The following is a 25,176-nucleotide window of genomic DNA, read 5'->3' as shown; positions in this document are numbered from 1 at the left end:
GAATGGCTAGTTTAACCAGTCAAAGCGCTTTCTACTGCTTCTGGGGCAGCATCAATGACTTTCAAAAGGGTGCGCGCGGGACCGTCTGGGAAACGGCGACCCTGCTCCCAATTTCGCAGGCTAGCAAGATTGAAGCCAAAGCGAAGGGCGAACTCGGTTTGGGACAAACCAAGTTTGCGCCTAATCGCAGCGACATCTACATTGTCAGGAACGCGGACTTGGCGAGTTTTTGTGCCATTGTCCGCTCCCTTTGCATGCTCAAGGGCCTGCTCCATTCCCCGAATTATCTCATGCATTTTTCGTTCTCCTTTGCCTCTCTTTCTGACCACCCGAGATTAACTTCGGGCACTGCTCTTAAACGCTCTTCTGGCGTCCTTAATACTGGTCTGAACAAGCTCGGCAGCTAGGCGGTTCATGGTTTCTTCCTCCAGCGAGTCTGGCGAAAACTCTTTCTCACCTTCGTACACCGCCAGAATGTACAAAGGCATGTTCAGGTCGTGAAAAAAGTACACGACCGTCACTTCGCTTTTGCCGCCGACAGTATCGAAAGCAAAAACATTAGTTCTCACTCTCGAGCAATCACCTAGCGGCTCTCCGATGTCTGGCTGAAATGCCAAGCAGTCAACCAATTCATCGCGCTGTTCGTCCCCAAGTAACTCATCAAGCATTTCCGATGCCTGAGGAACCTCAGCAACCGTAATTGGATATTCGGTCGCTTGAAATGGAACTGACTCGACTGGTCTAAGTGTATTCTCCATGTCATCCTCGTTGTATGAAACCTAAACTTCTGCCTCTTGGTTGGTTTCTACCGGCTTCTAGCGTCCGAAATTAGCTGTAGAATACGCCATTGGCGCACATACGTCAATGGCGTACTTGGTTCAGATTGTTCACGGTAGTCTCAACCCACGCGCCCGACCCGAGGGGTGGGTGCGGAACGCGCCCGCCCATGGGGGCGGGTCGGGCGCGTGCATGATGCATGGCATCATGAATTGGTGAGAACGGAGAAACCAACGCGCCCCATAAACCCCGGTCAAGGGCGTCCCTCTCTCGCGCATTACTTTGTAATACTCTGCCGGGCATCGGCGAATGCAAGCAATCGCCTTGGTTGGGCGCGTGTGCAGTGCAGAGCATTTCGCAGAGGCGTGCCAATATTTCGCGTGATCGTTCACACTATCAGGCAAGGGCTCACGTCATAGGTGGCACGGTCCTGACGCCCGCCCGACCCAAAGAGCCATCCAACCGCCCCCTGCCCCCTCAACCTTCTGCGGTGTCGTAAACCCGCAGCACATTGCCGGCGAGGTCGGTGTCGCAGGCCCAGGGTGCCGTGGCGCCGCCCACGGCCAGTTCGACGCTGGTGCCGTCGGTCATCGGGGTCGCTCCGATCAGGCTGACGTCAGCGTTTCGGGTGGCATCCGCCACGGCAGAGATGCAGTTGTTCGTGGCCATTGCGATCTCGGGCGGGGTGCCCTTGCCCGCGATGTATTCATCGCAGCCCGACAGGGACATTCCGGCAATCATCGCGGCGGGGAGGGCAATCAATCGGAGGTTCATCGGTCTACCTTTCGAAGAATCATGGACACGGGTTTCTATTCCACGGACTGCCCCCGCTGTCCGTTGCACCCGATGCTACGGTTTACGCAGAAAGGATCAACCCCCGGCTGTCAGAACCTGACCTTGTCCGCCCCCTTCAGCCCCAGCATGGTGCGCGCCTCGTCCGGGGTGGCGACGGTATTGCCCTGACCGTGCAGGATCGAGACCATCTTCTCGACCTGCTGGGCGTTGGATTTTGCCAGAACGCCGCGTTCGATGAAAAGCGAATCCTCAAGTCCAACGCGCACATGTCCACCCATCTGCGCGGCCACAGCGCCAAGTTTCATCTGCTGCGCCCCGGCCCCCAGCACTGACCACTGATAATCCGTGCCAAACAGCCGGTCGGCGGTGCGCTTCATATAGACAAGATGTTCGATCTCGGCCGGAATCCCGCCAAGGATTCCCATGACAAACTGCAGGAAAATCGGCGCCCGGAACATGCCCTGACGCAGGCAATAGGCGAGGTTGTGCAGGTGGCCGACGTCATAACACTCGTGTTCGAACTTGGCGTGGTGCGGATCGCCGCCCAGCGTCTGGGCCACCAGTTTGATATCGGCAAACGAGTTGCGGAAGATCCCCCCCTCGGAGCCTTGGACATAAGGTTCTTCCCAGTCGAATTTCCACGACTGGTAACGCGCTGCCAGCGGGTGGATCGAAAAGTTAATCGACCCCATGTTCAGCGAACACATCTCCGGTGAGAAGGTCGTGGCCGGGGCCAGCCGTTCCTCGACCCCCATCGTGATCGCGCCACCAGTCGAGATATTCACAATCGCGTCGGTCTCAGCCCGGATGCGCGGCAACACGTCCAGAAGATGGTCGGGTGTGACCGATGGCGCGCCGTTTTCCGGGTTGCGGGCATGAAGGTGCAGGATCGCGGCCCCCGCCTTTGCCGCGTCAATGGCCTGGGTCGCGATGTCATCGGGCGTCCACGGCAAAGCGTCGGACATGGTGGGGGTGTGGATCGCGCCGGTGATGGCGCAAGTGATGATGGTTTTCTGCATGGGTGGCCAACCTTACTCCTGAAAAATCGCCACGGCGCGAATGAACCCGGCGCTGGCGCCCTTGATCTTGTAGGGAAAGCACGAAATCTCGAACCCGGTTGGGGGAAGCGTGTCGAGGTTGGTCAGCTTTTCCATGTGGCAATACCCGATCTCCATCGACGCGCGGTGCCCTTCCCAGATAATCGAGGGATCCCCTGAACGGGCATATTCCTGCGCGGTCAGCGGAAAAGGCGCGTCCCAGGACCAGGCATCCGTGCCGGTGACCCGAACGCCTCGTTCCAGCAGGTACATCGTCGCTTCGCGCCCCATTCCACAGCCTTTGACAAGATAGTCGTCGGCGCCATACCGGGCTCCTGCGGCGGTGTTCACCACTACGATGTCCAGCGGTTGAAGGTCATGGCCGATACGCGCAAGCTCGGCCGCGACGTTCTCTGCGCTGACCACGTAACCATCCGGGAAATGGCGGAAATCCAGCTTCACGCCGGGGTTCATGCACCATTCCAGCGGCACCTCGTCGATGGTGATCGCGCGGTCGCCGTTGTTCATGGTGGAATGGTGGTGATAGGGCGCGTCCAGGTGGGTGCCATTGTGGGTCGCGATCTGAAGCCGCTCGATCGCCCAGCCTTCGCCACCCGGCAGATCCTGACGCGTGAGGCCGGGAAAGAACGCCATGACCTGCTCGGCGGTCTGATCATGGGTGAAATAGGTGATCTCGGGCGCCATGACGGGCGGGTCGCTGGCGATACCGGTTTCCAGCGCGACCGAAAGGTCGACGAAACGACGGGGCATGGGGATCCTTTCCGGGGCAATCACAAGTGAGGCAATCCGCCAAAGCTGCCCTCGGCCTGTGTACCGGGTCAAGGAAATCTATCGCTGCACGTGCAAAACCCGAACGGTTGACCCGGGGACGCTTAGGCAGTCCAATGGAAGCATCAGAAAACAAGGCGGAATATGACGCAAGACCGGGACAAACCAAAACCTGGGCGTGGTCGGATCTATGGCGACATCGTCGAAGCCATCGGGGATACGCCGCTGGTGCGCGTTCCGAAACTGACGCGGGAATTTGGGCTGCTCGGTGACCTGTTGTTGAAGCTTGAGCATTTCAACCCCCTGTGCAGCGTCAAGGACCGCACCGCAGTTGGCATGCTGACAGCGCTTGAACAGGCGGGCAAGATCGGACCGGGATCGGTTCTGATCGAGCCGACCTCGGGCAATACCGGCATCGGGCTGGCTTTCGTCGCGGCCCAGCGCGGTTATCGGTTGATCCTGGTGATGCCGGAAACCTTTTCGGTCGAACGCCGCAAGATGTTGCAGTTCCTCGGCGCCGAGGTGATCCTGACCCCGCGCGAGCCGGGGATTTCGGCTTCGATCGCCAAGGTCAAAGAACTTTTGCAGGAAATTCCCGGTTCTGTCTGGCCCAGCCAGTTCGACAATCCGGCGAACCCGGCGATCCATGTGGAAACGACGGCCGAGGAAATCTGGAATGACACCGGGGGGGCAGTCGATGTGATCGTATCAGGGATCGGAACGGGCGGCACCTTTACCGGCTGCGCCCGGGCGCTGAAACCGCGCAGGCCGTCGTTGAAGATGGTGGCGGTGGAACCCGAGAAAAGTCAGGCGCTGAAGGGCGGAACATATCAGGTGCATGCGATACAAGGCATCGGTGGCGGCTTCGTGCCCGATAACCTTGACACGAGCCTGATTGACGAGGTCATCGCCGTCAGCGACGAAGATGCGCTGGACACCTCGCGCCATATAGCCAAAACCGAGGGGATCGCGGTCGGCATATCATCGGGCGCGGCGATCTGGTCTGGAATGCAAATTGCAAAGCGGGACGAGATGGCCGGAAAGACCATCGTCGCGATCGTGCCCTCATTTGCCGAACGCTATATCTCGACCGTGCTGTTTGATGGCTACTGAGACCGCGCGGCCAGCCGGCGGCTCAGCGCCCGCCGCCACACCTCGCGCCAGCCGGATTGCGGAGTGCGCAGGAACCATGACTTGCGGATGTCCCATTCCTTCATCAGCAGGCTGACCGCGTCTGGATCGCTGAAGCGCAAGCAGCCGCTGCCGGGATATGTGGTCAGTTCGTTGAAATAGATCACGCCATCTGCGGCCATGAAATCACAGCGCAGATAATCGACCCCGCGAGACAATCGGCAAGCGGCCTCTACTGCGCGGTGAAAATCACCGCCGGGTATCCAGCCGGGGTCGATTGGCGGGGTTCCGCCCTTGGTCGTGAAGGGCAGCCGCTGCCCGTCTGACGTGAAGAAGCTGAGTTGCCGGGACGTGTCCTTGGAACCGAGGTAGACGCCGACGAAGACGACTTTCCCGTCACAGGCGTGAACATTGATATTGGCCGGTGGCCCGCCATTGCGAGTGGTCAATCGCGCCTCGATCAGGATCTGCGGCCGGATGTGCCAATACCCCCACTCACCCATCCATGTCCCGAAAGTCTCAGACAGCCATGCTGTCAGCTGGGTCTCGATCTCGGGGCGGGTGGGGCTATGCCCGTCATAGAAGATGTTATAGCCCGACCCGTGGTTCGTCTTGATCAGGGCAGGCGCAGCTAGAACTGTGTCAGGAATTGCGGCGGGGTCTGAGCCGCTCCAAAGGATCGGGGCCGAAGGCAGATCCGGGCAGGTTTCGGCCACCCGGTCACGCACCTGCAGCTTGTCGTTGAACACGCGCCAATCGGGGTTGTGGTCAAGGAATTTGCGCCAGAACACCTTGTCATTGTAGCTACTGGGGAAGACAAGGTTTGGCAGGCGGTGCAGGCGGCGAATGAATTTCCAGGTGGCGCGCCAGTATGCCAGCAGGATCAAGGCGGAAGCGATCCTTAGGAACAGGGTATCGGCAATCCCGCGGAACACGGATCCACCGCCACTTTCAGGTCCCGCCAAACGCCCGCCCCCAACAACACTTGCCTGTTTCGACCACTGTGCGTTGGGCAGAGGCGGCCTGTCAAATCGGCCGCCTCAGGTCTCGGCAACCGGGCCACTTGCGGCCCGGTCAAGTTGTCAGATCAAACAAGATCGTCCGGCAGAACGGACCCGGGGATGTTCTGATAGCTGACAGGACGCAGGAAACGCCGGATCGACATGGTGCCGACCGATGTGGCACCGAAGTTGGTCGAAGCGGGGTATGGCCCGCCATGCACCATGGCATCACACACTTCGACCCCGGTCGGGAATCCATTGGCCAGGACCCGCCCGGCCTTGCGTTCCAGAACGGGCATGAGCGCGCGCGCGGCATCGGTGTCACCTTCGTCCATGTGCAGGGTGCAGGTCAGCTGCCCATGCAGGGATTTCGCCACCGCCATGCGTTCGGCATCATCCTCGACCACCACAATCAGACCCAGCGGGCCAAAGACCTCTTCGCCCAGGGTTTCATTTGCCAGCCATTCCTTGCCGCTCGTGGCAAACAGATAGGGTGTGGCATTGCGCAGATCGCAGGTCGAGGTCAGAACTTCCTGCACCCCGGCCGTCGCCGCCACCCGGTCACGTCCCTGATGATAGGCCGACGCGATACCGCCGGTCAGCATGACCTGCGCCCCGATCGGTTCAAGTGCTGCGCGGGCGGCTTCGGTGAAAGCCTCCGCTTCTGGCCCCTTGGTCACGACGGCAATACCGGGGTTGGTGCAGAACTGCCCTGCCCCCATGGTCAGCGATCCGGCCCACCCCGCCGCGATTTCGCCGCCGCGCGCGGCCAGCGCCGCGTCGAGGATGAACATCGGGTTGACCGAACCAAGCTCGCCGAAGAAGGGGATCGGCTCGGGGCGTTGAGCACAAAGGTCAAACAGCGCGCGGCCACCGCCCAGCGAGCCGGTAAAGCCTACGGCCTTGATCAGCGGGTGCTGCACCACGGCCTGACCTACGGCGCGGTTGCCGCCCTGAATCTGGCTGAAGACGCCAGGATGGATGCCGCAGGATTTGATCGCAGCATCGATGGCCTGGGCAACAAGGTCGCTGACGCCCGGATGGGCCGAGTGGCCCTTGACCACCACCGGGCAGCCTGCCGCCAGCGCCGCCGCCGTGTCGCCACCAGCAGTCGAGAAGGCCAGCGGAAAGTTCGACGCGCCAAAGACGGCAACAGGACCGACAGGGCGTTGCATCAGGCGAATATCAGGACGCGGCAGGGGCGCGCGGTCGGGCAACGCCTGATCGTGGCGGCGATCAAGATAGTCGCCGGCCTCGATATGGTCGGCAAACAGTTTCAACTGGCCGGTGGTGCGGCCACGTTCTCCCACCAGACGCGCCTCGGGCAGGCCGGTTTCCTTGACCCCTTGCGCCGTAATCGCGTCGCCACGCGCGTCAATCTCGTCGGCAATGGCCCGCAGGAATGCCGCGCGCTCGGCGCGGGTCGAGTAGCCATAGGACCAGAACGCCTCTTCTGCCGCTTCGCAGGCGCGGTTGACCAGCTCAACCGTACCAACCGAAAACTTGTCGACATCGCCAGAGACCGGTTCGTTGGCAAATGTTTGGTCGGTTCCGACCCATTCACCCGCAATCAGATGTGTGCCTTTCAGCATTTTGATCGTCCTTTCATTCGTGTTTTCCGAAGGGGTCATCCGACCCCGCATTCTGTTGCTCAAGGTGACGCGTTCAGGGTCAGGCCCAGACGTCGGGCGGCTTCGGCGACATGCTGAGCCATAGCCGCCCGCGCACCGCTGGCATCGCCTTGTTCGATGGCCGCAAAGATCGTGCTGTGTTCTGACAGGGACACGTCAAGAAGGTCATCGCCCTGATAGACCTGACCGGTCTGCCGCGTGGTTTCCTTGACCCTTCCCGAGATGTAATCGACGATTGCCGCCAGATAGGTATTGCGACTTGCCGCCCCGATCGCGCGGTGAAAGGCAGCGTCCGCTTCGATACGCGCATCGTCATAGCTGCCTGTGCCTTCCATCTGCTCCATAGCGACACGCATCCGCTCAAGGTCGCCCTTGCTCCGGCGCTCGGCGGCAAGACCCGCGGCTTCAACTTCCAGCGTCCGCCTGAGTTCGAACAGGTCTGACAGGTTGCCCGCCTCGTTGAGTTGCACCGGATCGATGCGGAAAGTTGCGCGTTCACTGGGGGGAAGGATGCAGGCACCCTTGCCCTGTTTGGATTTGATGACCCCATCGGCACGCAACCGGGCGATAGCCTCTCGGACGACGTTGCGGCTGACGCCGAACGCGTCGGCAAGCTGGGTTTCTGTGGGCAGGTAATCACCGGGCTTCAAACGGCCGTCATCAACCTGCGCCATGATTTCGGCGGCAATGCGGTCGGGCAGGTACCCCTCGCGGCGGATATCCGGGAAATCGGTCATGGGTGTCGGGCGCGTCGATTCGTAAATTCTTTGTCACATTGTCCGATTGTTGGACAAATTGCAAAGCCTTCTCTAACGTGACGCCAGTTTCACGGGCCGAGTCGCCCGGGCAAGCCGCAAATCAGGGAGGTTGGGGATGAGCTTTTTCACGGACGCCGAGGTCAATGGCGTGTTTCTGGGCCGGGTCTGGCTGCCGTCAGCGCAAGGCCCTGCCGTCGTCACGCTTCGCGACGGGCGGGTTCTGGATATCACCACAAAAGCCACACCGCTTGTGCGCGATATTTGCGAAATGGATGATCCTGTTCGCTATGTCACAGACGCCGCGGGAACCGATCTTGGACAGATTGACCAGATCGCGGCCAACGCCCCCCACCCCGATCAGGTTCACTTTCTTGCACCCTGCGATTTGCAGGCTGTCAAAGCCTGTGGCGTCACCTTCGCCAGTTCCATGGTGGAACGCGTGATCGAGGAACGCGCGTCGGGCGATCCACAGCTTGCCGAAACCATCCGCGCCCGCGTTGGTGCCACCATCGGCGAGTCGCTGCGCGATATCGAGGCCGGATCGGAGGAAGCCGCGCGCGTCAAGGAAGCGCTGATCAAGGAAGGGCTGTGGTCGCAATATCTTGAGGTCGGAATCGGCCCGGATGCCGAAGTGTTCTCGAAGGCGCAGGTTCTGTCGGCGATGGGACCAAATGCCGAGGTCGGGCTGCACCCGATTTCCAACTGGAACAACCCCGAACCCGAGATCGTGCTGGCCGTGTCTTCAAAAGGCCGGATCGTGGGCGCAACGCTGGGCAATGACGTCAACCTGCGCGACGTCGAAGGGCGCTCCGCGCTGTTGTTGTCCAAGGCCAAGGACAACAATGCATCCTGCGCCATCGGGCCGATGATCCGGCTGTTCGACAAATCATTCAGCCTGAACGACGTGCGTGCCGCGGAACTGGACCTGACGGTGACAGGTGAGGACGGGTTTGTCCTGAAAGGCCATTCGTCGATGAAGGAAATCAGCCGTGGCCCCGAAGACCTGGTTACGCAGACCATAGGGCGGCACCATCAATACCCTGACGGGCTGGTCCTGTTCCTGGGCACGCTGTTCGCACCGACGCAGGACCGGGATGTGCCGGGTGAAGGCTTCACCCACAAGGTCGGAGATGTGGTCGAGATCACGTCCGCCGGGTTGGGCACATTGCGCAATACCGTGCGCCTGTCGACCGAATGCGCCGAATGGACTTTTGGTGTCAGCCACCTGATGCGAAACCTCGCGGCGCGCGGCCTGCTCTAGCCCATCGCACGGGTCAGCGCGGCGTCGGCCAAGGGGCGGTGTTTCCTGACCGCCTCGTCTTTCACTGGCCCATAGCCGCGCATCTCAAGCGGTGCGGACAGGAATGCGCGCACGTCGCTGGCGTTTTCGTTCGTGACCTTGCCGCCAAGCCGTTGCAGCCCGGCTTCGAACCAGTTGATCAGGTCGCGTTCCATCCGGCGTTCCGCCGTATAGCCGAACGGATCCAGCGCGGTTCCACGCAGGCGTTTCAACCTGGCAAGTCGCCGCATCGCTGCGGCCATCCAGCCCCCGAAGGCGCGTTTCATCGGCCGTCCGCGCCCATCGCGGCCCGGAGACAGCAGGGGCGGCGCCATGTGGTATTTGACGGTAAAGCCCGGCTCGAACATCTGGTTCAACTTTTCCTCAAACCCCGCGTCCGTGTGCAGTCGCGCGACCTCGTATTCGTCTTTGTAGGCCATCAACTTGAACAGTGATTTCGCGGCAAGCGAGGTGAATTCCTCGGACACGTCCGCAGGCAGTCCGGTGGAAAAACCGTCGATGGCCTGCTTGTAGCGCCTGGCATATGCGTCATCCTGATAGCTGGTCAGAAACTCGGCACGGCGCGCGACGATGTCCGCCGCTTTCATTGGGTCCGGTCGGTCATCGTTCAGTCGCACCGCCTCAGGGGTCGCCGCCGGACCGCGCCCGAGATCAAACGCGCGGGCGTTCTTTTCGACTGCCACGCCGTTCAGCAGGATCGCCTGTTTCAGCGCCGCCTCGCTGACCGGCACCAGCCCCTGCTGCCAGGCGATCCCCAGCATCAGCACATTGGCAAAGACGCTGTCGCCGAGAAGGGTCTCGGCGGCCTTGTTTGCATCGAAACCAAGGACGTTTTCGGCCCCGACCGCATCGCGGATCACCTGCTCTCGCGCGGCAACCGCAAGGTCGGCATCGCGGTGCAGCACAACATCCCCGGTCGGCATCTCGGCGCGGTTCAGCACCATGCGTGTGCCGGGGCGATAATGCACCGATGCCTTGGGAGAGGACGACACGACGATGTCACAGCCAATCACCGCATCCGCGTGTCCCTGATCAATCCGCACCTGATGGATCGCGCCGGGTGTCTCGCCCAGCCGAATGAAGCTGAGAACCGTACCGAATTTCTGCGCGAACCCGGTGAAGTCAAGCACGGACGCCCCCCGCCCCTCGAGATGTGCCGCCATGGTGACAAGTGCGCCAACCGTCACAACCCCGGTACCGCCCACCCCGGTCACCAGAAGGTCAAACGGCTCGGACAGCGACGGCAGTTCAGGCGCGGGCAATCCGGCCAGTAGCGCGGGCACATCGATGTCGGCGCTCTGCCGTTTGCGGCGGCTTGCGTTCTCGACCGTGACAAAGGACGGACAGAACCCGTTGAGACACGAGAAATCCTTGTTGCAGTTCGAAAGGTTCACACGGCGTTTGCGGCCGAATTCCGTTTCGACGGGTTCGACGGACAGGCAGTTCGATTCAACCGAACAGTCGCCGCAGCCTTCGCAGACCAGTTCATTGATCACGGCAAAACGTGGCGGATCATCCATCTTGCCGCGTTTGCGGCGGCGGCGTTTCTCGGTGGCGCAAGTCTGTTCATAGATCAGGGCCGTGACGCCCTTGATTTCGCGCAGTTCGCGCTGCACCGCATCCATCTCGGCGCGGTCGTGGAACGAGGTGCCGATGGGGAAATCGGCGCGGTTGAACTTGCCTGCATCGTCGGACACCAGCGCGATCCGCTCTACCCCCTCGGCGCGGCAGGTCTGGGCGATGCCTGCGACCGAGACCGGGCCGTCGACGGGCTGGCCGCCGGTCATCGCAACCGCATCGTTATAGAGGATCTTGTAGGTGATGTTTGTGTTGGCGGCGACCGCCTGACGGATCGCCAGCGACCCGGAATGATACCACGTGCCTTCGCCGAGGTTCTGGAAAATGTGCTTGCCGCCATTGAACTTCGACGCCACCACCCACGGCACGCCCTCGCCGCCCATTTGGGCATAACCGACCGTCTCTCGGTCCATCCAGCTTGCCATCACATGACAGCCGATGCCGCTGGCCGCCTTTGAGCCCTCGGGCACTTTGGTCGAGGTATTGTGCGGGCATCCCGAGCAGAAATAGGGCGTGCGGGTCGCGCCGTCGACCTTCAGGACAGGGGGTTTGGTCGCCGTCAGTTGTGCCGCCTTTTCAAGCAGATTTTCCTCCGGGAAAAACGCATGCAGCCGTTCGGCGACAACAGGAACCAGTTGCAGGGGGCTGAACTCACCCGTCCATGGCAGCAGCGGGTCCCCTGCGGCGCGGTGTTTGCCCACCATCTTTTTCGGCTTGGCGCCGGGCCAGTCATAGAAATACTCCTTGAACTGGCTTTCGATGATGCCGCGCTTTTCTTCGATCACCAACACCTCTTCCTTGCCCTGCACGAAGTCCAGAGCATCGCGCCGGGCCAGAGGCCAGACCATGCCGACCTTGTAGATGTCGATCCCCAAACGACGGCAGGCGGTCTCATCCAGCCCCAGAAGGCGCAGCGCTTCCATCAGGTCGAGATGGCCCTTGCCGGTGGTCACAATGCCATAGCGGGCATTGGGGATTTCATAGATATGCCGGTCAATGGGGTTGGCTTCGACAAAAGCCTCGACCGCGTCCAGCTTGAAACCGATCCGGGTTTCGATCTCGGGGCTGGGCAGGTCGGCGTGGCGGACGTGCAGCCCACCGGGGGGCAGCTTGATTTCGGGATGAATGAACGCGCGGTCCTCGGGCAGGTCCACCGACATGCCGGATTCGACCGTTTCCGAGACGGCCTTGAACCCGACCCATGTGCCGGAAAACCGGCTGAGGGCCAGCCCATAGGCGCCATACTCAAGATACTCGGCCACATTTGACGGGTTCAGCGTCGGCATGAACCACGACATGAAGGCGACGTCGGATTGATGGGGCATCGACGACGAGACACAGCCATGGTCATCGCCCGCGACCACCAGCACACCGCCTTTGGGGGCGCTGCCATAGGCATTGCCGTGTTTCAGCGCATCGCCCGAGCGGTCCACCCCCGGCCCCTTGCCATACCACATGGAAAACACGCCTTCGACCTGCGCGTGGGGGTCAAGGCTGGCTTGTTGCGCGCCCAGAACGGCCGTGGCGCCAAGGTCTTCGTTCACAGCCGGCATGAACTCGATCCGATGCTCTTGTGTCAGATCGCGGGCGCGCCAAAGCTCAAGGTCCAGACCGCCCAAAGGAGAGCCACGATAGCCCGAGACGAAACCAGCGGTGTTCAGCCCCGCTGCCCGGTCCCGGCGCGCCTGGTCCAGCATGATCCGAACCAGCGCCTGCGTGCCGGTCAGAAAAACGCGGCCCGAGGTGCGGGTATAGCGGTCTTCCAATTGATAGGTGGTGAAATCGTGTGACGTTTTGGTCATGGCGCGCCTCGTTCCTCCCGAGAGTGAAATGGTACGACGCACAAGCTGCAAAATCTGACCAATTTACCGTGGTTATCGCGCCATTTTCGGGTATTCTTGTCAAACGAAGCCACAAAGATGAAAGGCATTTCCGAAAATGCGACTGGACCAGAGAGATTGGACCCTATTGTCCCTGTTGCAGCGGGATTGCCGCATTTCCAATGCAGAGCTTGCAGAAAAGGCGGGTATGTCGGCCTCGTCTTGCTGGCGGCGGGTGCGGACCTTTGAAGAGGCTGGGCTGATTTCGCGCTATGGTGCGGTGGTCGAGCCTGAGATTGCCGGGTTAGGATTTCAGGCCATCGTGCATGTGCAACTAACGCGCCATGACCGCGAGAAGCTGGACGAATTCATCGAGGTGATCGGGAAGTGCCCGGAAGTGATCGAGTGTTTCGCTACAACGGGACAGGCCGATTATCACCTGCGCGTGGTGGTGCCGGACATCGCCGCCTATAACCGCTTTCTTGAGGACACGCTGTTTCGGCTGCCCGCCGTCGACAGCGCCCAGACCAATGTCGTGCTGCGCCGATTGAAGCAGAACGCGGGGCTTGCACCGCGTCGTTAGGGTCAGTTCGCCGCGACCTGCGCGCGGACCTCGGCCAGGGCCGCGCTGTCGGGCAGGATCGCCATCGCCTCATCAATCACCGACGTCGCCTTGTCGCGGCCCTCGGCCACCATCGCGATCCGGGCCAGCATGACCCAGGCATCTTCGCGCTGGGGATCCATGCGGACCACCTGTCGAAACGCGCCCTCGGCCGCCCGTGTGTTGCGCATCGTCAGCGCCATGCCGCCCAGAACCATGTGCGTTTCGGGGAAATCGGCCCGCGCCTGAAGCGTGGCACGCCATTCTGCCATCGCTTTTTGCAGCGAGGCCTTGGTGTTCACGGTCAGCCGGTCGGCGGGGGCATCGAGAAATGTCTTGGCCGCCTCGATCCGCACCATTCGAAGCGGATCGTCGAGAAGCTTGCCCATTCGCTGTGCGCGCACCTCGGGCATCGCGCCACGCTGGACCGAGATCGCCCCCGCCCGCACCAGCGGGTCAGCGTCCCGCAACAAAGGCGCGACTGTGTCCGCAACCTCCTTGTGCGGCACCTGCGACAGCAGCCACAGCGCGGTTGCGCGGGCAATCCCCGGCATATCTCCATCCAGCGACAGCGCCAGAAGCGGATCGCGTGCGGCCACCGGGTCTGCGCGCCCTGCCGCCAGCGCCCGGCCGAAATGCGGCCGTTTGGCCGCGTTTGGATAGCGTTTGGCGATCTCGGCAGCGGCCCATTCCGCGCCTTTGTCATCGTGGCAGTCATTGCAGGCATTCGGCGTGCCCAGCTCCACCGACAGGTCCGGGCGCGGGATGCGGAAACTGTGGTCGCGCCGCCCGTCGTTGCCCATATAGACCCGCTCGATCATGTGGCAGCTTTTGCACTCGGCCCCGATCGACCCTTTCGGGTGGAAATGGTGGTCGGCGCTGTCATAGTCTTTCAACGTCAGGCTGGTGAAATCCGGGTTTCCTGCGGGTGAGTGGCATTGCGTGCAGACCGTGTTGTCCTCGGCCTTGGGTGCGCCGCTGTGGGCATCGTGGCAATCCATGCAACCCACCCCTTTGGCATACATTTTCGATTGCAGGAAAGATCCGTGGACATAGACCTCGTCCAGAATCTGACCATCGGCGTGGTAGAGGCCGGGTCTCAGGATGGCGAGGCCATAGGCATCGTCAAAGGGGGTGCCGGGCACCGGGTTGCCGGCACCAAATGGTTCGCGCCGCGAGTGGCAACCGGCGCATTGCGCGATTGTTTCTTGCGTCCCGGCACTGGCGAAATCCATCGAGAACCCGTAGCCCTTGGGCGCGGGCAAACTGGTTTTGGTCCAGTCCACATGCTCGGATCCGGGGCCATGACAGGCTTCGCAGCCGACCCCGATCTCGGCCTGGGATGACGCGTAAGTGTCACGCGCCGGGGAATAGCGTTTCTGGAACCCGGTGGCATGGCACTCGGCGCAGCGGGCATTCCAGTTCTTGTATGGGCCGGACCAGTGCAAACCGTCGTCCGGCGGCAGGGATTGATCGGGATAGAGGTGGAACCACCCGCCCTTCTCGACGTCCCAGACCACGTCGAAGCTTTGCAACCGCCCCGGCTCGGTCTCGATCAGGTATTGCTGCAGGGGCGCGATGCCGACGACGGAATGAACTACATATTCGTTGACCGTACCATCGGCTCCGATGATGCGGACACTGTATTGCCCGTCAGCTTCGGAAAACTGATAAAACACCCCGTCATGGGCATAGTCGGTGCCGTTGAAATCGGCCAGCACATTGGAGGCGCTGGCCTTGGTCCAGGCCTTGGCGTGATGCGACTGCGTCCAGGCCGCGCCCGCCTTTTCGTGGCAAGCGATACAGGTTTCGGAACCGACATATCCTGCCCCCGACTGCCCGGGCCGCGCTTCTTGTGCGGCGGCGGGGAAGATGATGTCGGTCATGAGAACGGCAAGCATGGCAAGGACGCGGATCATGAAAAGCTCTTGTTGTCGTGTTGGACCGGGTTCAAAGGCGCAAGCCCATCCGCGCGGGTTTTCGCTGGCATGTCAATCTTCAGGCCGCGGATGGCCTGTTCAAGCGCGCCCCATGCGGCGTTCTGATCGCCAGCCCCGTCGCCATAGGTTGCGGCCCCAAGAGCGGTCAGCGCGTTGCGCACCCGTGCCTGGGAAGTCGCGTCGATTGTTACGGCGCGCGCCGTGATCAGGTCCAGCCCGGCCATTACCCCGGCAAGGTCACGCCCCTTGCACGCGGCAAGCGCCTTGTCGCGGCCAAACCGGGACGAGGCCATGTAGCGCGCCCTGCGAACTGCCTGCCATTCGACCACGCGCCGACATATGACACGGCGCAGGAGAAGCAAAACTGCAATCAGCACAAGCGCCCCACCCCCCAAAAGCACCAGGATTTGGGGCGACAGGCGGGATCGGTCGCTGGCAAAAGGCGCATCGACCGCCAGCGGGACCGCATCAACCACCGCCGTCTCGATCTTGCCGGTGTCGAGGTTGAACCATTGGATCGAAACCGCATCCGCCTGCCCGCCGCCACCGGATTGCGCCAGGTAAGTCACGCTTTCGGTGCGGCTGCCACTGATCTCGCCGCGCTGAACCTTTTCCTCAAGCACGGGTTCGGACGGGTAGATCGATACGCCCTCGATCTGTTCCGGCTTCAGCAGCGGAGGCAGAAAGACAGGAGACGTGCCTTCTACCTTGGCCACAAGTTTGCGGGTGACGCTGTCGCCCGGCAACAGCGGCGCTTCGGCACCCTCGATGGTCTGGGTCAGGGTCAGCCCGGTCGCAGCAAGAAACGGGTCCAGCCCCTCGGCCCCTGCCGGCACTTTGCCCAGCAGTTCGACCGAACTGATAGTGACCCGGTCTTCGCGGGGTTGGTTGGTCTCGGGGTCGGCCCAGGTGACAAGTGCCTCTTGCTCGGGAAAGACAAAGCGTCCCGGCACCATGGGCGACACCTGATAGCGCCGCGATACCCCGGACCAGGCGACTCCGCCGACCTGTTCGGTCACCGGGGTCGTGGCCCGGTCGGGCAGGCGCACGATCATGTTGATCAGTTCGAAACTGGGAAAAACGACCGGTTGGGTCATCCATGTCGGCACAAGAATGGTGACACGCAAATCAACGGCCTGACCGGGGATGGTCTCGGACTCTGACAGCTCGACCCGGACCTCGGGTCGCACGGTCTCCTGCGCCGCAAGGCCAGTCGCGACGCAAAAGGCAAATATCAGGGCAAGGACGCGGATCATTCCCCCTGCCCCCCTGATGCACCCGCGTTGTTGACCGACTCGAACAGGAAGCGAGAGCGCAGGAAATCGCCGGTGCTGGTGTCGACGGTGTTCATCCATTGCTCGGTTGTAAGTATCTGGTCGTCGCCCCGTGGCTGACGGTCAGTTTGGGTTTCCGCCCCTCGGCCTTCCTCGTTGTCAAAGACCACGTCGTCAGCGCCGATGCCGCGTTCCTCGCCGGTATCGGACGCTTCGCGCGCATCCTCGACATAGGCGACGATCTCGCGGGCAAGCTCAAGGTTCTCCGCCGCACCGGGGAAATCCGGGTCACGGTCCAGCGCGACTTCAAAGGCGCGGACCCCGTCACGGTATTGGCGGAACCGGATATGGGCATTGCCCTGCAAAAACGCGGCCTCGGGCGTGTCGAGCCGGCTGGCAACCTCGATCGCCTCTTCGTAGCGCCCTGAACGGTAAAGCGCATAGGCTTTCCACATGGGATCGGCAAAAAGGTCGGCCGCGCGGCTGAAATCCTTGCCGCGATAGGCAAGATATCCCTGCTGATCCGGGGTCAGGAACCAATCGGCAATCCCATCGGCCCGCGCCTTGTCCGGGGCAGCGGGGATTATGGACAGCGCCAGCAAAAGCGCCGACCAGCGCATGGTCCAACCCTGCCGGAACCAGAACAGCGCCAGAAGCGCCGCGGGGATCGCCAGCCACCAGCCTCGGTCCTCCCACGGCTGGTCGGAATCCTGCAACAGCGCTCGACGATAGTCGGCGTTCAACAATCGGTCCAGGCGGTCGATATCGGCATTGTCCGGCGTCGCGCGCACAACCGGGCGGCTGCCCAACTGGTCCAGTCCACGGTCGTCGACCCCGTCGGGCAGCATGGCCAGCACCGCGACCGTTTCAGCCCCACCTGCCCCGTTCAAGGCGGCAAGGTCCACCGTCTCGATCCCATCGGTCACGAACAGGATCGCACCGGCGGTTTCGGTTTCCAGGATCGTCGCGGCAAGATCGAGTGCAACCGTGGCGTTGTTGCCCTCTTGCGGCATGATCTCGGGCGTCAGCCCTTCGAGATAGGGCAGGATCACGTCCGGATCCTCGGTCAGAGGCAGCACGCGATGCGCGGTTCCGGCATAGGCAACCAGCGCCGTGCGCCCGCCATTGCGCAGCGCCAGAAGGTCGCGGATTTTGAACTTTGCCCGCTCCAGTCGGCTGGGCGGCAGGTCGGGCGCGGTCATCGAGGGCGTCACTTCCAGCGCAATCACCAAGGGGCCGGTCTGGGCAAGAAACGGGTCGACCTGCCGGGTCCAGCTTGGCCCCGCAGCGCCGATCACGCAGCACAGCAGAACCGCCGTCGCATGGTCGATGGCCAAAATCCTGCCCCGTCCCCGGTCACCGACCAGAAGCGCGTCGCGCAGATGCGGCGCAAGACCGGGCATATCGGCATCCTCTTTCGTCGCGGCACGGCGATTGAGCCACCACAGAACGACCAGAGGCAGCACCAGCAGCAACAGCCAAGGCCGCAGGAAATGAAACGCCTCAAGCGCCAGGGCCAGATCGGTGAGGATGGCCTCGTTCATGCCGCATCCCCCTGCCGGATACGGCCATAGGTCAGGACAGTCATCGCCAGCAGCCCCAGCACCGCAGCCACCGCAAGGAACCAGCCCGCCAATGCGGTCTTGGGACGATAGCTGACCGTCTCGACCAGCCGGGGTGTCAACGCGTCGATGCGGTCATAGACGTCGGCCAACCCCGCCACGTCGGAGGCAAAGAAGGAACCGCCCCCGGTCCGCTGCGCGATCCCTTCCAGCGCGGCCACATCAACCCGGTTTTCGCCTGCCCCGGCCGGGTCACCCACCGCGACAGTGTGGATCTCCACCCCTTTCGAGGCCGCGATCTCGGCAGCGTTGAGCGGGCTCATCCGGCTGCCGGTGTCAGCGCCATCTGACAGAAGGATCATCAGCCGCTGGTCAACCTCACTGACTTCGAAGGTGCGGATGCCAAGGCCAATGGCGTCTCCGATGGCAGTATGCGGCCCGGCCATCCCCACTTCGGTCTGGTTCAGCAGGTCCTCGATCGTGGTCAGGTCGGCGGTCAGGGGCGCCTGCAGGAAGGCGCGGGTACCAAAGACAATCAACGCCACCCGGTCGCCGGACCGGTTGGCGACAAATTCGCCAACCACGTTTTTGACAGCTTGCAGGCGTTGCAGCCGCTCGCCAGAGGCGGTCTCGAAATCGACCGTGTCCATCGAACCCGAGATGTCGATGGCCAGCACAACGTCGCGTGCTGACTTGGTCAGTTCTACCGGCGCGCCAAGGCGGGCGGGCTGCGTGAGCGCCACGACAAGCATCGCCCAAACCAGCACCGCAACCGCCATCTGCAACCGCGTGCGGCGCAGGATGACCGACCCCGCCGCCGCCTCGACCTGACCGACCGTCACGATCTGGCGGAAGAAGGGAAAGCGCAGCGCCGGGACGCGTTCGCGCCGGGGAGCAAAGAACCGCCACACCACGAATGGCAGCGGCAAGAGGACCAAGGCCCAGGGCGCGGCGAAAGAGATCATGCCACCCCCTCGCGTCGATGGTGCTTGATCCAGTTTGCCGCGGCCTCGCGCAAGGCGGTCACGTCCGGGGGCGGCGCGTCAACGGGCGCACGATACGGGCTTTGGGTTACAAGGCGGCCCGGTTCTGCGGGAAACCCGCCGGTTCTGTCGAGAAACCGCAACCAGTCGTCGCCCGACAGGCTGGCGACCTCTGTTCGGGGAAAGCCCGACAGCGCGGTGCGCCGCAGGGCCTCTGCGATCCGGCCGGGATCATTGCCCGCGTCAGCAAGTGCGGCCAGCCCGTGCCGCCGATAGGCGTTTTCGCGACGATGGGCCAGCCAACGCCAGCCGCCATAGGCCAGAGCAACGAGAACCGCCGCGCCAAGCACCGCCCAGCCTGCCGTCTGCGGCACCATCGAAATCGCCGGTGGCTCAGCTGGAGGAACCAGCTGGTCGATAAGGTCGGCCAGCGTGACCGGGGCGTCTTTGGTCTGGTTGCTCATACCGGCCCAAGCCCCATCAGGCGGCGCATCTGCGGCAGGCTGTCCTCGGTCGTCGACAGGGGCAGGACCGGCACGCCCAGACTGCGCTGCCAGTCATGCACCGTGGCCAGACGCCCCCGCGCCATATCCGTTAAGTCGCGGTGCATCTCCTTGTCGCCGGTGTTGATTTCGGCCTGCATGACGCCGTCAGAGATCACCATGCGCAGCCCTTGCGGGATCTCGTCCGCCATCGGATCCGAGACCAGTCCAAGCACAAGGTCATTCTTGCGCGACAGGGCAGAAATCAGCTTGTGCGTCAGGCCGTCGATCACGTCGAAGTCGGAAAACACAAGGATCAGGTGATTGCGTGGTGCGATCCGGCGCACCGACTGCAGGACCTGGTTCAGGCTCATCGGGGCGACATTGGGTGCATCGGCCCTGAGCAGGCTGTTGGCATCCGCGATTGCGGTCAGAAAGCGGTTCAGCGCGACGCGGCTGCGCTGGGGGCGGATCTCGGCGATATGGGTGTCGCCAAAGACGATCCCGCCGACCCGGTCGCCCTGATCGAGAATGCGATAGGCGGCCAGCGCCGCGCATTCCGCCGCGGTCACGGATTTCATCATGTGGAGCGAGCCGAAGAACATCGACATGCGCTGGTCCACGACAATCAGGGTCGGGCGGTCCAGTTCCTCGGTGAAAACACGCACATGGGCCTTGCCAGTGCGCGCCGTGACCTTCCAGTCGATCGAGCGCACGTCATCCGAAGGCAGGTATTCGCGCAACTCTTCGAAATTCAGCCCCCGCCCCCGCATCCGCGAGGCGTGACGGCCGTTCAACGCGCTGCCGACGGGCTGGCGCGGCAGGAAGGACAACGAGCGCGCACGCCCCTCAAGCTGGCGCAGATGTGCCAGGCTGACCGACACACGATGGTCGGCTGCAGGATCATCGGGACTGGCGGGAAAGGTGCCTGTCCTTATGCGCGCGGCCCGATCCATCAGCCCGCGATGCTCATGTCAACGCGACCTGGGACAAAAGCTCCTCGACCACGCGGTCGGGGGTGACACCTTCGCCCTGCGCCTCATAGGTCAGGCCCAGACGGTGGCGCAGCACATCCGGTGCGATGGCGCGGATATCGACCGGGTCGACGTAATCGCGCCCGTTCAACCACGCATGGGTCCGCCCGCATTTGTCCAGCGCGAGCGAGGCGCGCGGGCTGGCGCCGACCTCGATCCAACGCTTCAGGTCGGGACCGAAAGCGTCGGGAAACCGGGTCGCATTCACGATATCGGCCATGTAGCGATCCATCGCGTCCGAGACATGGATCGCCACGATCTCGCGCCGGGCGTCGAAGACCACATCCTGAGAGATCGTGACCTTTTTCTTCGATTTGCCCCCCGACTGCGCGGTGGCGCGGGCCTCTTCGCTGCGCACCAGGCGGATCACCTCGACCTCGTCCTCGACCGGGGGATAGGTGATCAGGACGTGCATCAGGAAACGGTCCATCTGGGCCTCGGGCAAGGGATATGTGCCTTCTTGTTCAATCGGGTTCTGGGTCGCCATCACCATGAACAGCGGCGGCATTCTGTGGCTGGTGCCCGCCACGGTGACCTGCCGTTCCTCCATCGCCTCCAACAATGCCGCCTGCACCTTGGCAGGGGCGCGGTTGATTTCATCGGCAAGGACGATATTGGCAAAGATCGGCCCCGGTTCAAACCGGAACTCGGATCCCTTGTCGGATTGGTAATAGACCTCGGTGCCGGTCACGTCCGACGGCAGAAGGTCCGGGGTGAACTGGACGCGGCTGAACTCGCAATCCAGGTTTTTCGCCAGCGCCTTGATCGCGCGGGTCTTGGCCAGGCCCGGCAACCCCTCGACCAGAAGGTTGCCATTTGCCAAGAGGCCGATCAGCAATCGGTCGATCACCTCGCGCTGGCCGATGATGGCTTCGCCCATCAGCCCGCGCAGGGTTTCGATCTCGTCCCGTGCGGTCATGTTCTTCTCTCCTGTGGTGTCAGAGGTCTCGTGGCGCCTTACTTCGGCGCCACGGGAAAGACCTTGGCCCAGTCATCCGCCATATCGACCAGCAGCCAGCCCCGGTCCGCGGCCTCGTCCTGACCCCGGTTCAGAACTCCGACATGACCCTCGCGGTCATAAGCGAATTCCCGTTCCGCGTCGGTGTGATGCACGATCAGCCCCAGCCGCGCGCCATCGCCGCCCGTTGTGAACTCCAACATCTGGAAATCCCCGTCCGAATTCCCCGCCGCCAGAATCGGACGCCGTCCGATGTGGTGCATGATGCCGACGGGCTTGCCTGCCTTGTCATCGACGAAGAAAAGGTCCGCCCCCTTGATGATCTGCGGCACGCCATCGACCACCTCGTAGCGCGACGTCACGGACGAACCGATCACCTGTTCCGGCGGGATGCCATAGGCGTCCTCGGCAAAGGCGCGGATGAACTGCACACCGCCGCCCGAGACGATATAGGTCGAAAAGCCCTCGTCCCGCAGATAGGTGAGAAGTTCCAGCATCGGCTGATAGATCATCTCGTCATAGCGCATTCCGGTCGTCGGGTGGCGCGCTTGGTCCAGCCAGGACGAGACATTGTCCATGAACTCGTCCAGCGGCACGTCCGAATGCGAGGCGCGCACGACCTCGATCAGACCTTCCTCGCCGGTTTCCGCAAGTGCGTGATAGTCCATGGCAGCCGCCGCCCTGAGTGCGTCCGTGGTCAGAATCGACGGATCCGCCGCGGCCATTTCGGCGACCTGTTCAACCGCGAAGATCAACTGGAAATAGACCGGCTGTTCCGCCCAAAGCGTGCCGTCATTGTCAAAGACCGCAATGCGGGCCGACGGTGTCACGTAATCCGCGCTGTCGGGATCGGTCACAGTCTCGACAAATGAAATGATGGCCGATTTATTCGCCCCTTCATTCCAGGACGGCAGGGGATCGGACAGCGCGGGCGTTGCCGCCAAAAACAGAGCCAAAATCAGTTTTTTCATAAATCAGTTCCTTTCAAATCCACCGTCACGCCACATGGCCCCGACATTTCGTCTCTTGTGCAATTTCGCTGGAATCGCACAGCTTTCACGTCCACCGGGGAAATCCACCCGGACGTTTGCGAAGAATGTATCCCGGTTTCGGACCAAGACAATGCATGTTCTGACTGCTGCACAATCAGGCATGTATTTGCCGCCCCCTGCCCCACCTGGGTCAGACGGAAACCCGGGCTGGACATTTGTCAAAAAACCAATTCAGTTATGGCGGTCCAATGAACAGGAGTGTCCCATGTCCCTACGTCTTTCCGTTGCATCGCTTGGCCTGATTGCCGGCCTCGCCGCCAGCCCCGCCATTGCAGCCGGGGATTGTGCCGCCGGCAAGACGCTGGAAGATGGCAAACTGACCATCGCCACGGGCAACCCGGCCTATTTCCCCTGGGTGATCGACGACGCGCCGGAAAAAGGCGAAGGCTACGAGGCCGCCGTTGCCTATGCCATCGCCGCCGAAATGGGATTTGCCGCCGACGACGTCGTATGGGTGCGCGCCGGGTTTGACGAGTCGATCCAACCGGGCGCCAAGAGTTTTGATTTCAACCTTCAGCAATTCTCGATCACGCCGGATCGCGAGAAGGTCGTTGATTTCTCTCTGCCATATTATACTTCGGCGATGGCCGTCGTGACCACACAGGCCGTGATTGATGGCGGCGCGGCCGCGACGCTTGAGGGGCTGAAAACGCTGAAATGGGGCGCGGATGCCAATACCACCGCAGTTCCGATGCTGATGGACCTTGTTGCGCCCGACAGTGACCCGCTGCTTTATAACGACAACACGGATGTCACCGCCGCAATACAGGCGGGCCAGATCGACGCGGCGCTGTTTGATCTGCCCACCGCGCTTTATCTGGCTGCAGTCGTGGTCGAAAACGGCGCGATCCTTGGTCAGTTCCCGGCCGACCGCACGGACAACCCCGACCAGTTCGGTCTGTTGATGGAAGATGGCGCGGCAATCAAAACCTGCGTTGACGAGGCGATCACCGCGCTCACCGCAAGCGGTAAACTGGCGGAAATCGAAGCCACCTGGCTGTCCGAAACCACCGGCGTCCCCGTCATCGAGTAATGGCGGGCAATCAAGGCGGCGTGACACGTCGCCAGGAATACGAAAAAAGATTGCGGCGTCGGTCGCTTTTTGTCGCGGCCAGTTCCACACTGGCCGTGCTGCTGGCAATTGTCGTTCTGGTGCCGCGTGCACCGGGCTGGGAGCGTGTTCAACAGAGCTTTTTCAATGCCGAGGTTATTGCCAAGACATTTCCCAAGCTCTTGAACGCCTTTCTTCTGGACGTGGCGATCTTTGCCTGGTCCGCGCCCCTGATCGCGGTTCTGGGGCTGGCGATCGCGCTGGCGCGTGATGTGCGCAACCCGGTACTCTACCCGCTGCGGTTGTTCGGAATCGTCTATACCGACATCTTCCGCGGCGTGCCTGTTGTGCTGGTGGTCTACCTGATCGGGTTTGGCATTCCCGGCCTTGGCCTGCCCCGCCCGTGGAACTCCCCTTACATATGGGGCACGCTGGCGCTGGTGTTGACCTATGCGGCTTATGTTGCCGAGATTTTTCGGTCGGGGATCGAAAGCGTACATGCCTCTCAGCGCAACGCCGCGCTGTCACTTGGTCTGAGCGGTGCTGATGCGATGCGTTTCGTGGTGCTGCCCCAAGCCATTCGCAGGGTCATCCCGGCGCAGATGAACATGCTGATCGCGCTGCAAAAGGACGTGGCGCTTCTGTCCTTCATCGGCCCGGTCGAGATCTTTCGTCAGGCCGGGGTGTTCAAGTCGCTTCTGGCGAATTTCACGCCTTATGTCGTGGCCGCGGCGATCTTTCTCGTGGTCACGGTTCCCGCAACCCGTCTGGCCGATCATCTGATTGCCAAGCAAAACAGGGCGCGCACGTGAAACTTCGACTGGAAAACCTGCGAAAGTCCTTCGGCGACACTCTGGTTCTGGACGACATTTCCCTCGATGTCGCAGAGGGCCAGATGGTCTGTCTGATCGGAGCGTCGGGTTCCGGCAAATCGACGATCCTGCGCTGCATTAACCTGTTGGAACCGCTGGACGATGGCGCCATCTGGCTTGACGGACAGGACATTGCCGCACCAGCCCTGGACCCGCAGCCGATCCGCCAAAGGATCGGCATCGTGTTCCAATCCTTCAACCTGTTTCCGCACATGACGGCGGCAGAGAACGTCATGCTCGCCCCGCGCCGGGTCCACGGCAAGTCGCGCGATGCGCTTCTCCCCGAGGTTTCCGCCCTGTTCGAACGCTTTGGTCTGGGCGACCGGATGGATCACTATCCCGACCAGCTGTCCGGCGGCCAGCAGCAGAGGGTTGCCATTGTGCGCGCCCTTGCCATGAACCCCGAGATCATGTTGTTCGACGAGATCACATCGGCCCTTGATCCTGAACTTGTTGGCGAGGTTCTGGAAGTGCTGACAACGCTCAAGCGCGAGGGAATGACCATGATCCTGGCCACACATGAAATGGATTTCGCCCAAAGCGTCGCCGATCATGTCTGCTTCCTGGACCGAGGTCGCATCATCGAACAGGGGCATCCCGACAAGATTTTCGACGCCCCGACGCAACCGCGCACGCAGGATTTTCTGTCACGCGTATTGCGTCGGCGGTAAGCCGCCATTCTTGTCAAAATTCCTTAAAAATACCGCAGATCGCGTTGACAAATCTTAATTTGGACACAATTCCTCGATA

General features: G+C 62.1%; 23 protein-coding genes. 6 read left to right on the top strand and 17 right to left on the bottom strand.

Annotated features, from left to right (window positions below; translation table 11 throughout):
* Positions 1-11: 11 nt before the first annotated feature.
* The 5 genes from JQ863_RS06430 to JQ863_RS06410 all read right to left on the bottom strand — a co-directional run bounded on the left by JQ863_RS06430 (position 12) and on the right by JQ863_RS06410 (position 3,380).
* On the bottom strand, positions 12-296 hold the full coding sequence (locus JQ863_RS06430; RefSeq protein ID WP_204113481.1) for a helix-turn-helix domain-containing protein: 285 nt from the start codon (positions 294-296) through the stop codon (positions 12-14).
* 39 nt (positions 297-335) lie between these two features.
* A complete protein-coding gene (locus JQ863_RS06425) occupies positions 336-758 on the bottom strand; it encodes a hypothetical protein (RefSeq protein WP_204113480.1) in 423 nt (140 codons plus the stop codon).
* 496 nt (positions 759-1,254) lie between these two features.
* A complete protein-coding gene (locus tag JQ863_RS06420) occupies positions 1,255-1,551 on the bottom strand; it encodes a hypothetical protein (protein ID WP_204113479.1) in 297 nt (98 codons plus the stop codon).
* A 110-nt stretch (positions 1,552-1,661) separates the two neighbouring features.
* Positions 1,662-2,591: a 3,5-dioxohexanoate:acetyl-CoA acetone transferase gene (gene kce, locus JQ863_RS06415; RefSeq protein WP_204113478.1), complete on the bottom strand. Its 930-nt coding sequence runs from the start codon at positions 2,589-2,591 to the stop codon at positions 1,662-1,664.
* 12 nt (positions 2,592-2,603) lie between these two features.
* The gene (locus tag JQ863_RS06410; RefSeq protein WP_204113477.1) at positions 2,604-3,380 is read right to left on the bottom strand and encodes a cyclase family protein; all 777 of its coding nucleotides are present in this window, start codon (positions 3,378-3,380) and stop codon (positions 2,604-2,606) included.
* A gap of 162 nt (positions 3,381-3,542) precedes the next feature.
* On the opposite strand from JQ863_RS06410, the gene cysK reads away from it, so the two are divergent.
* A complete protein-coding gene (gene cysK / locus JQ863_RS06405) occupies positions 3,543-4,511 on the top strand; it encodes a cysteine synthase A (protein WP_204113476.1) in 969 nt (322 codons plus the stop codon).
* On the opposite strand, the gene JQ863_RS06400 is transcribed toward cysK, so the two are convergent.
* The 3 genes from JQ863_RS06400 to JQ863_RS06390 form a co-directional block, all read right to left on the bottom strand.
* Positions 4,505-5,416 carry an ATP-grasp fold amidoligase family protein gene (locus tag JQ863_RS06400; RefSeq protein WP_204113475.1) on the bottom strand — a complete coding sequence of 304 codons (912 nt, stop codon included), beginning with the start codon at positions 5,414-5,416 and terminating at the stop codon, positions 4,505-4,507. The two genes, cysK and JQ863_RS06400, sit on opposite strands and share 7 nt — an antisense overlap.
* A gap of 200 nt (positions 5,417-5,616) precedes the next feature.
* Positions 5,617-7,122, bottom strand: a complete 1,506-nt coding sequence (locus JQ863_RS06395) for an aldehyde dehydrogenase (NADP(+)) (protein ID WP_204113474.1) — start codon at positions 7,120-7,122, stop codon at positions 5,617-5,619.
* A 59-nt stretch (positions 7,123-7,181) separates the two neighbouring features.
* Positions 7,182-7,898, bottom strand: a complete 717-nt coding sequence (locus tag JQ863_RS06390) for a FadR/GntR family transcriptional regulator (protein ID WP_204113473.1) — start codon at positions 7,896-7,898, stop codon at positions 7,182-7,184.
* Between the two features lie 136 nt (positions 7,899-8,034).
* On the opposite strand from JQ863_RS06390, the gene JQ863_RS06385 reads away from it, so the two are divergent.
* On the top strand, positions 8,035-9,180 hold the full coding sequence (locus JQ863_RS06385; protein ID WP_204113472.1) for a fumarylacetoacetate hydrolase family protein: 1,146 nt from the start codon (positions 8,035-8,037) through the stop codon (positions 9,178-9,180).
* On the opposite strand, the gene JQ863_RS06380 is transcribed toward JQ863_RS06385, so the two are convergent.
* Positions 9,177-12,599 (bottom strand): indolepyruvate ferredoxin oxidoreductase family protein, encoded by a 3,423-nt coding sequence (locus tag JQ863_RS06380; RefSeq protein ID WP_204113471.1) that lies wholly within the window; start codon positions 12,597-12,599, stop codon positions 9,177-9,179. The genes JQ863_RS06385 and JQ863_RS06380 overlap by 4 nt on opposite strands.
* A gap of 136 nt (positions 12,600-12,735) precedes the next feature.
* On the opposite strand from JQ863_RS06380, the gene JQ863_RS06375 reads away from it, so the two are divergent.
* On the top strand, positions 12,736-13,200 hold the full coding sequence (locus JQ863_RS06375; RefSeq protein ID WP_204113470.1) for an Lrp/AsnC family transcriptional regulator: 465 nt from the start codon (positions 12,736-12,738) through the stop codon (positions 13,198-13,200).
* A gap of 2 nt (positions 13,201-13,202) precedes the next feature.
* Here the strand turns inward: JQ863_RS06375 and JQ863_RS06370 are convergent, their stop codons facing one another.
* Genes JQ863_RS06370 through JQ863_RS06335 form a run of 8 tightly spaced genes read right to left on the bottom strand, consistent with a single transcriptional unit; the run spans position 13,203 to position 22,422 of the window.
* Positions 13,203-15,137: a multiheme c-type cytochrome gene (locus JQ863_RS06370; protein ID WP_239113220.1), complete on the bottom strand. Its 1,935-nt coding sequence runs from the start codon at positions 15,135-15,137 to the stop codon at positions 13,203-13,205.
* Positions 15,134-16,414, bottom strand: coding sequence for a BatD family protein (locus JQ863_RS06365; protein WP_204113469.1), 1,281 nt, complete (start codon positions 16,412-16,414; stop codon positions 15,134-15,136). Before JQ863_RS06365 ends, JQ863_RS06370 begins: the two co-directional genes overlap by 4 nt.
* Positions 16,411-17,976, bottom strand: coding sequence for a VWA domain-containing protein (locus JQ863_RS06360; RefSeq protein WP_204113468.1), 1,566 nt, complete (start codon positions 17,974-17,976; stop codon positions 16,411-16,413). The genes JQ863_RS06365 and JQ863_RS06360 overlap by 4 nt, the downstream gene beginning before the upstream one ends.
* Positions 17,973-18,959 carry a vWA domain-containing protein gene (locus tag JQ863_RS06355; protein WP_204113467.1) on the bottom strand — a complete coding sequence of 329 codons (987 nt, stop codon included), beginning with the start codon at positions 18,957-18,959 and terminating at the stop codon, positions 17,973-17,975. The genes JQ863_RS06360 and JQ863_RS06355 overlap by 4 nt, the downstream gene beginning before the upstream one ends.
* Positions 18,956-19,441, bottom strand: coding sequence for a DUF4381 domain-containing protein (locus JQ863_RS06350; protein ID WP_204113466.1), 486 nt, complete (start codon positions 19,439-19,441; stop codon positions 18,956-18,958). The genes JQ863_RS06355 and JQ863_RS06350 overlap by 4 nt, the downstream gene beginning before the upstream one ends.
* A complete protein-coding gene (locus JQ863_RS06345) occupies positions 19,438-20,415 on the bottom strand; it encodes a DUF58 domain-containing protein (RefSeq protein ID WP_239113219.1) in 978 nt (325 codons plus the stop codon). Before JQ863_RS06345 ends, JQ863_RS06350 begins: the two co-directional genes overlap by 4 nt.
* Positions 20,416-20,428: 13 nt before the next feature.
* The gene (locus JQ863_RS06340) at positions 20,429-21,412 is read right to left on the bottom strand and encodes an AAA family ATPase (protein WP_204113465.1); all 984 of its coding nucleotides are present in this window, start codon (positions 21,410-21,412) and stop codon (positions 20,429-20,431) included.
* A 38-nt stretch (positions 21,413-21,450) separates the two neighbouring features.
* A complete protein-coding gene (locus tag JQ863_RS06335) occupies positions 21,451-22,422 on the bottom strand; it encodes an HAD family hydrolase (protein ID WP_204113464.1) in 972 nt (323 codons plus the stop codon).
* Positions 22,423-22,708: 286 nt separating this feature from the next.
* Between JQ863_RS06335 and JQ863_RS06330 the strand changes: the two genes are divergently transcribed.
* Genes JQ863_RS06330 through JQ863_RS06320 form a run of 3 tightly spaced genes read left to right on the top strand, consistent with a single transcriptional unit; the run spans position 22,709 to position 25,097 of the window.
* Positions 22,709-23,536 (top strand): ABC transporter substrate-binding protein, encoded by an 828-nt coding sequence (locus JQ863_RS06330; RefSeq protein ID WP_204113463.1) that lies wholly within the window; start codon positions 22,709-22,711, stop codon positions 23,534-23,536.
* Positions 23,536-24,366: an amino acid ABC transporter permease gene (locus JQ863_RS06325; protein ID WP_204113462.1), complete on the top strand. Its 831-nt coding sequence runs from the start codon at positions 23,536-23,538 to the stop codon at positions 24,364-24,366. Before JQ863_RS06330 ends, JQ863_RS06325 begins: the two co-directional genes overlap by 1 nt.
* Positions 24,363-25,097 (top strand): amino acid ABC transporter ATP-binding protein, encoded by a 735-nt coding sequence (locus JQ863_RS06320; protein ID WP_338055494.1) that lies wholly within the window; start codon positions 24,363-24,365, stop codon positions 25,095-25,097. Before JQ863_RS06325 ends, JQ863_RS06320 begins: the two co-directional genes overlap by 4 nt.
* The last annotated feature ends 79 nt before the right edge of the window (positions 25,098-25,176 follow it).

The organism is Shimia biformata (assembly GCF_016888515.1).
Lineage (GTDB): Bacteria > Pseudomonadota > Alphaproteobacteria > Rhodobacterales > Rhodobacteraceae > Shimia_A > Shimia_A biformata.
The sequence above is the reverse complement of the archived record's forward strand: the minus strand, read 5'-3'. Positions and strand labels throughout refer to the sequence as shown.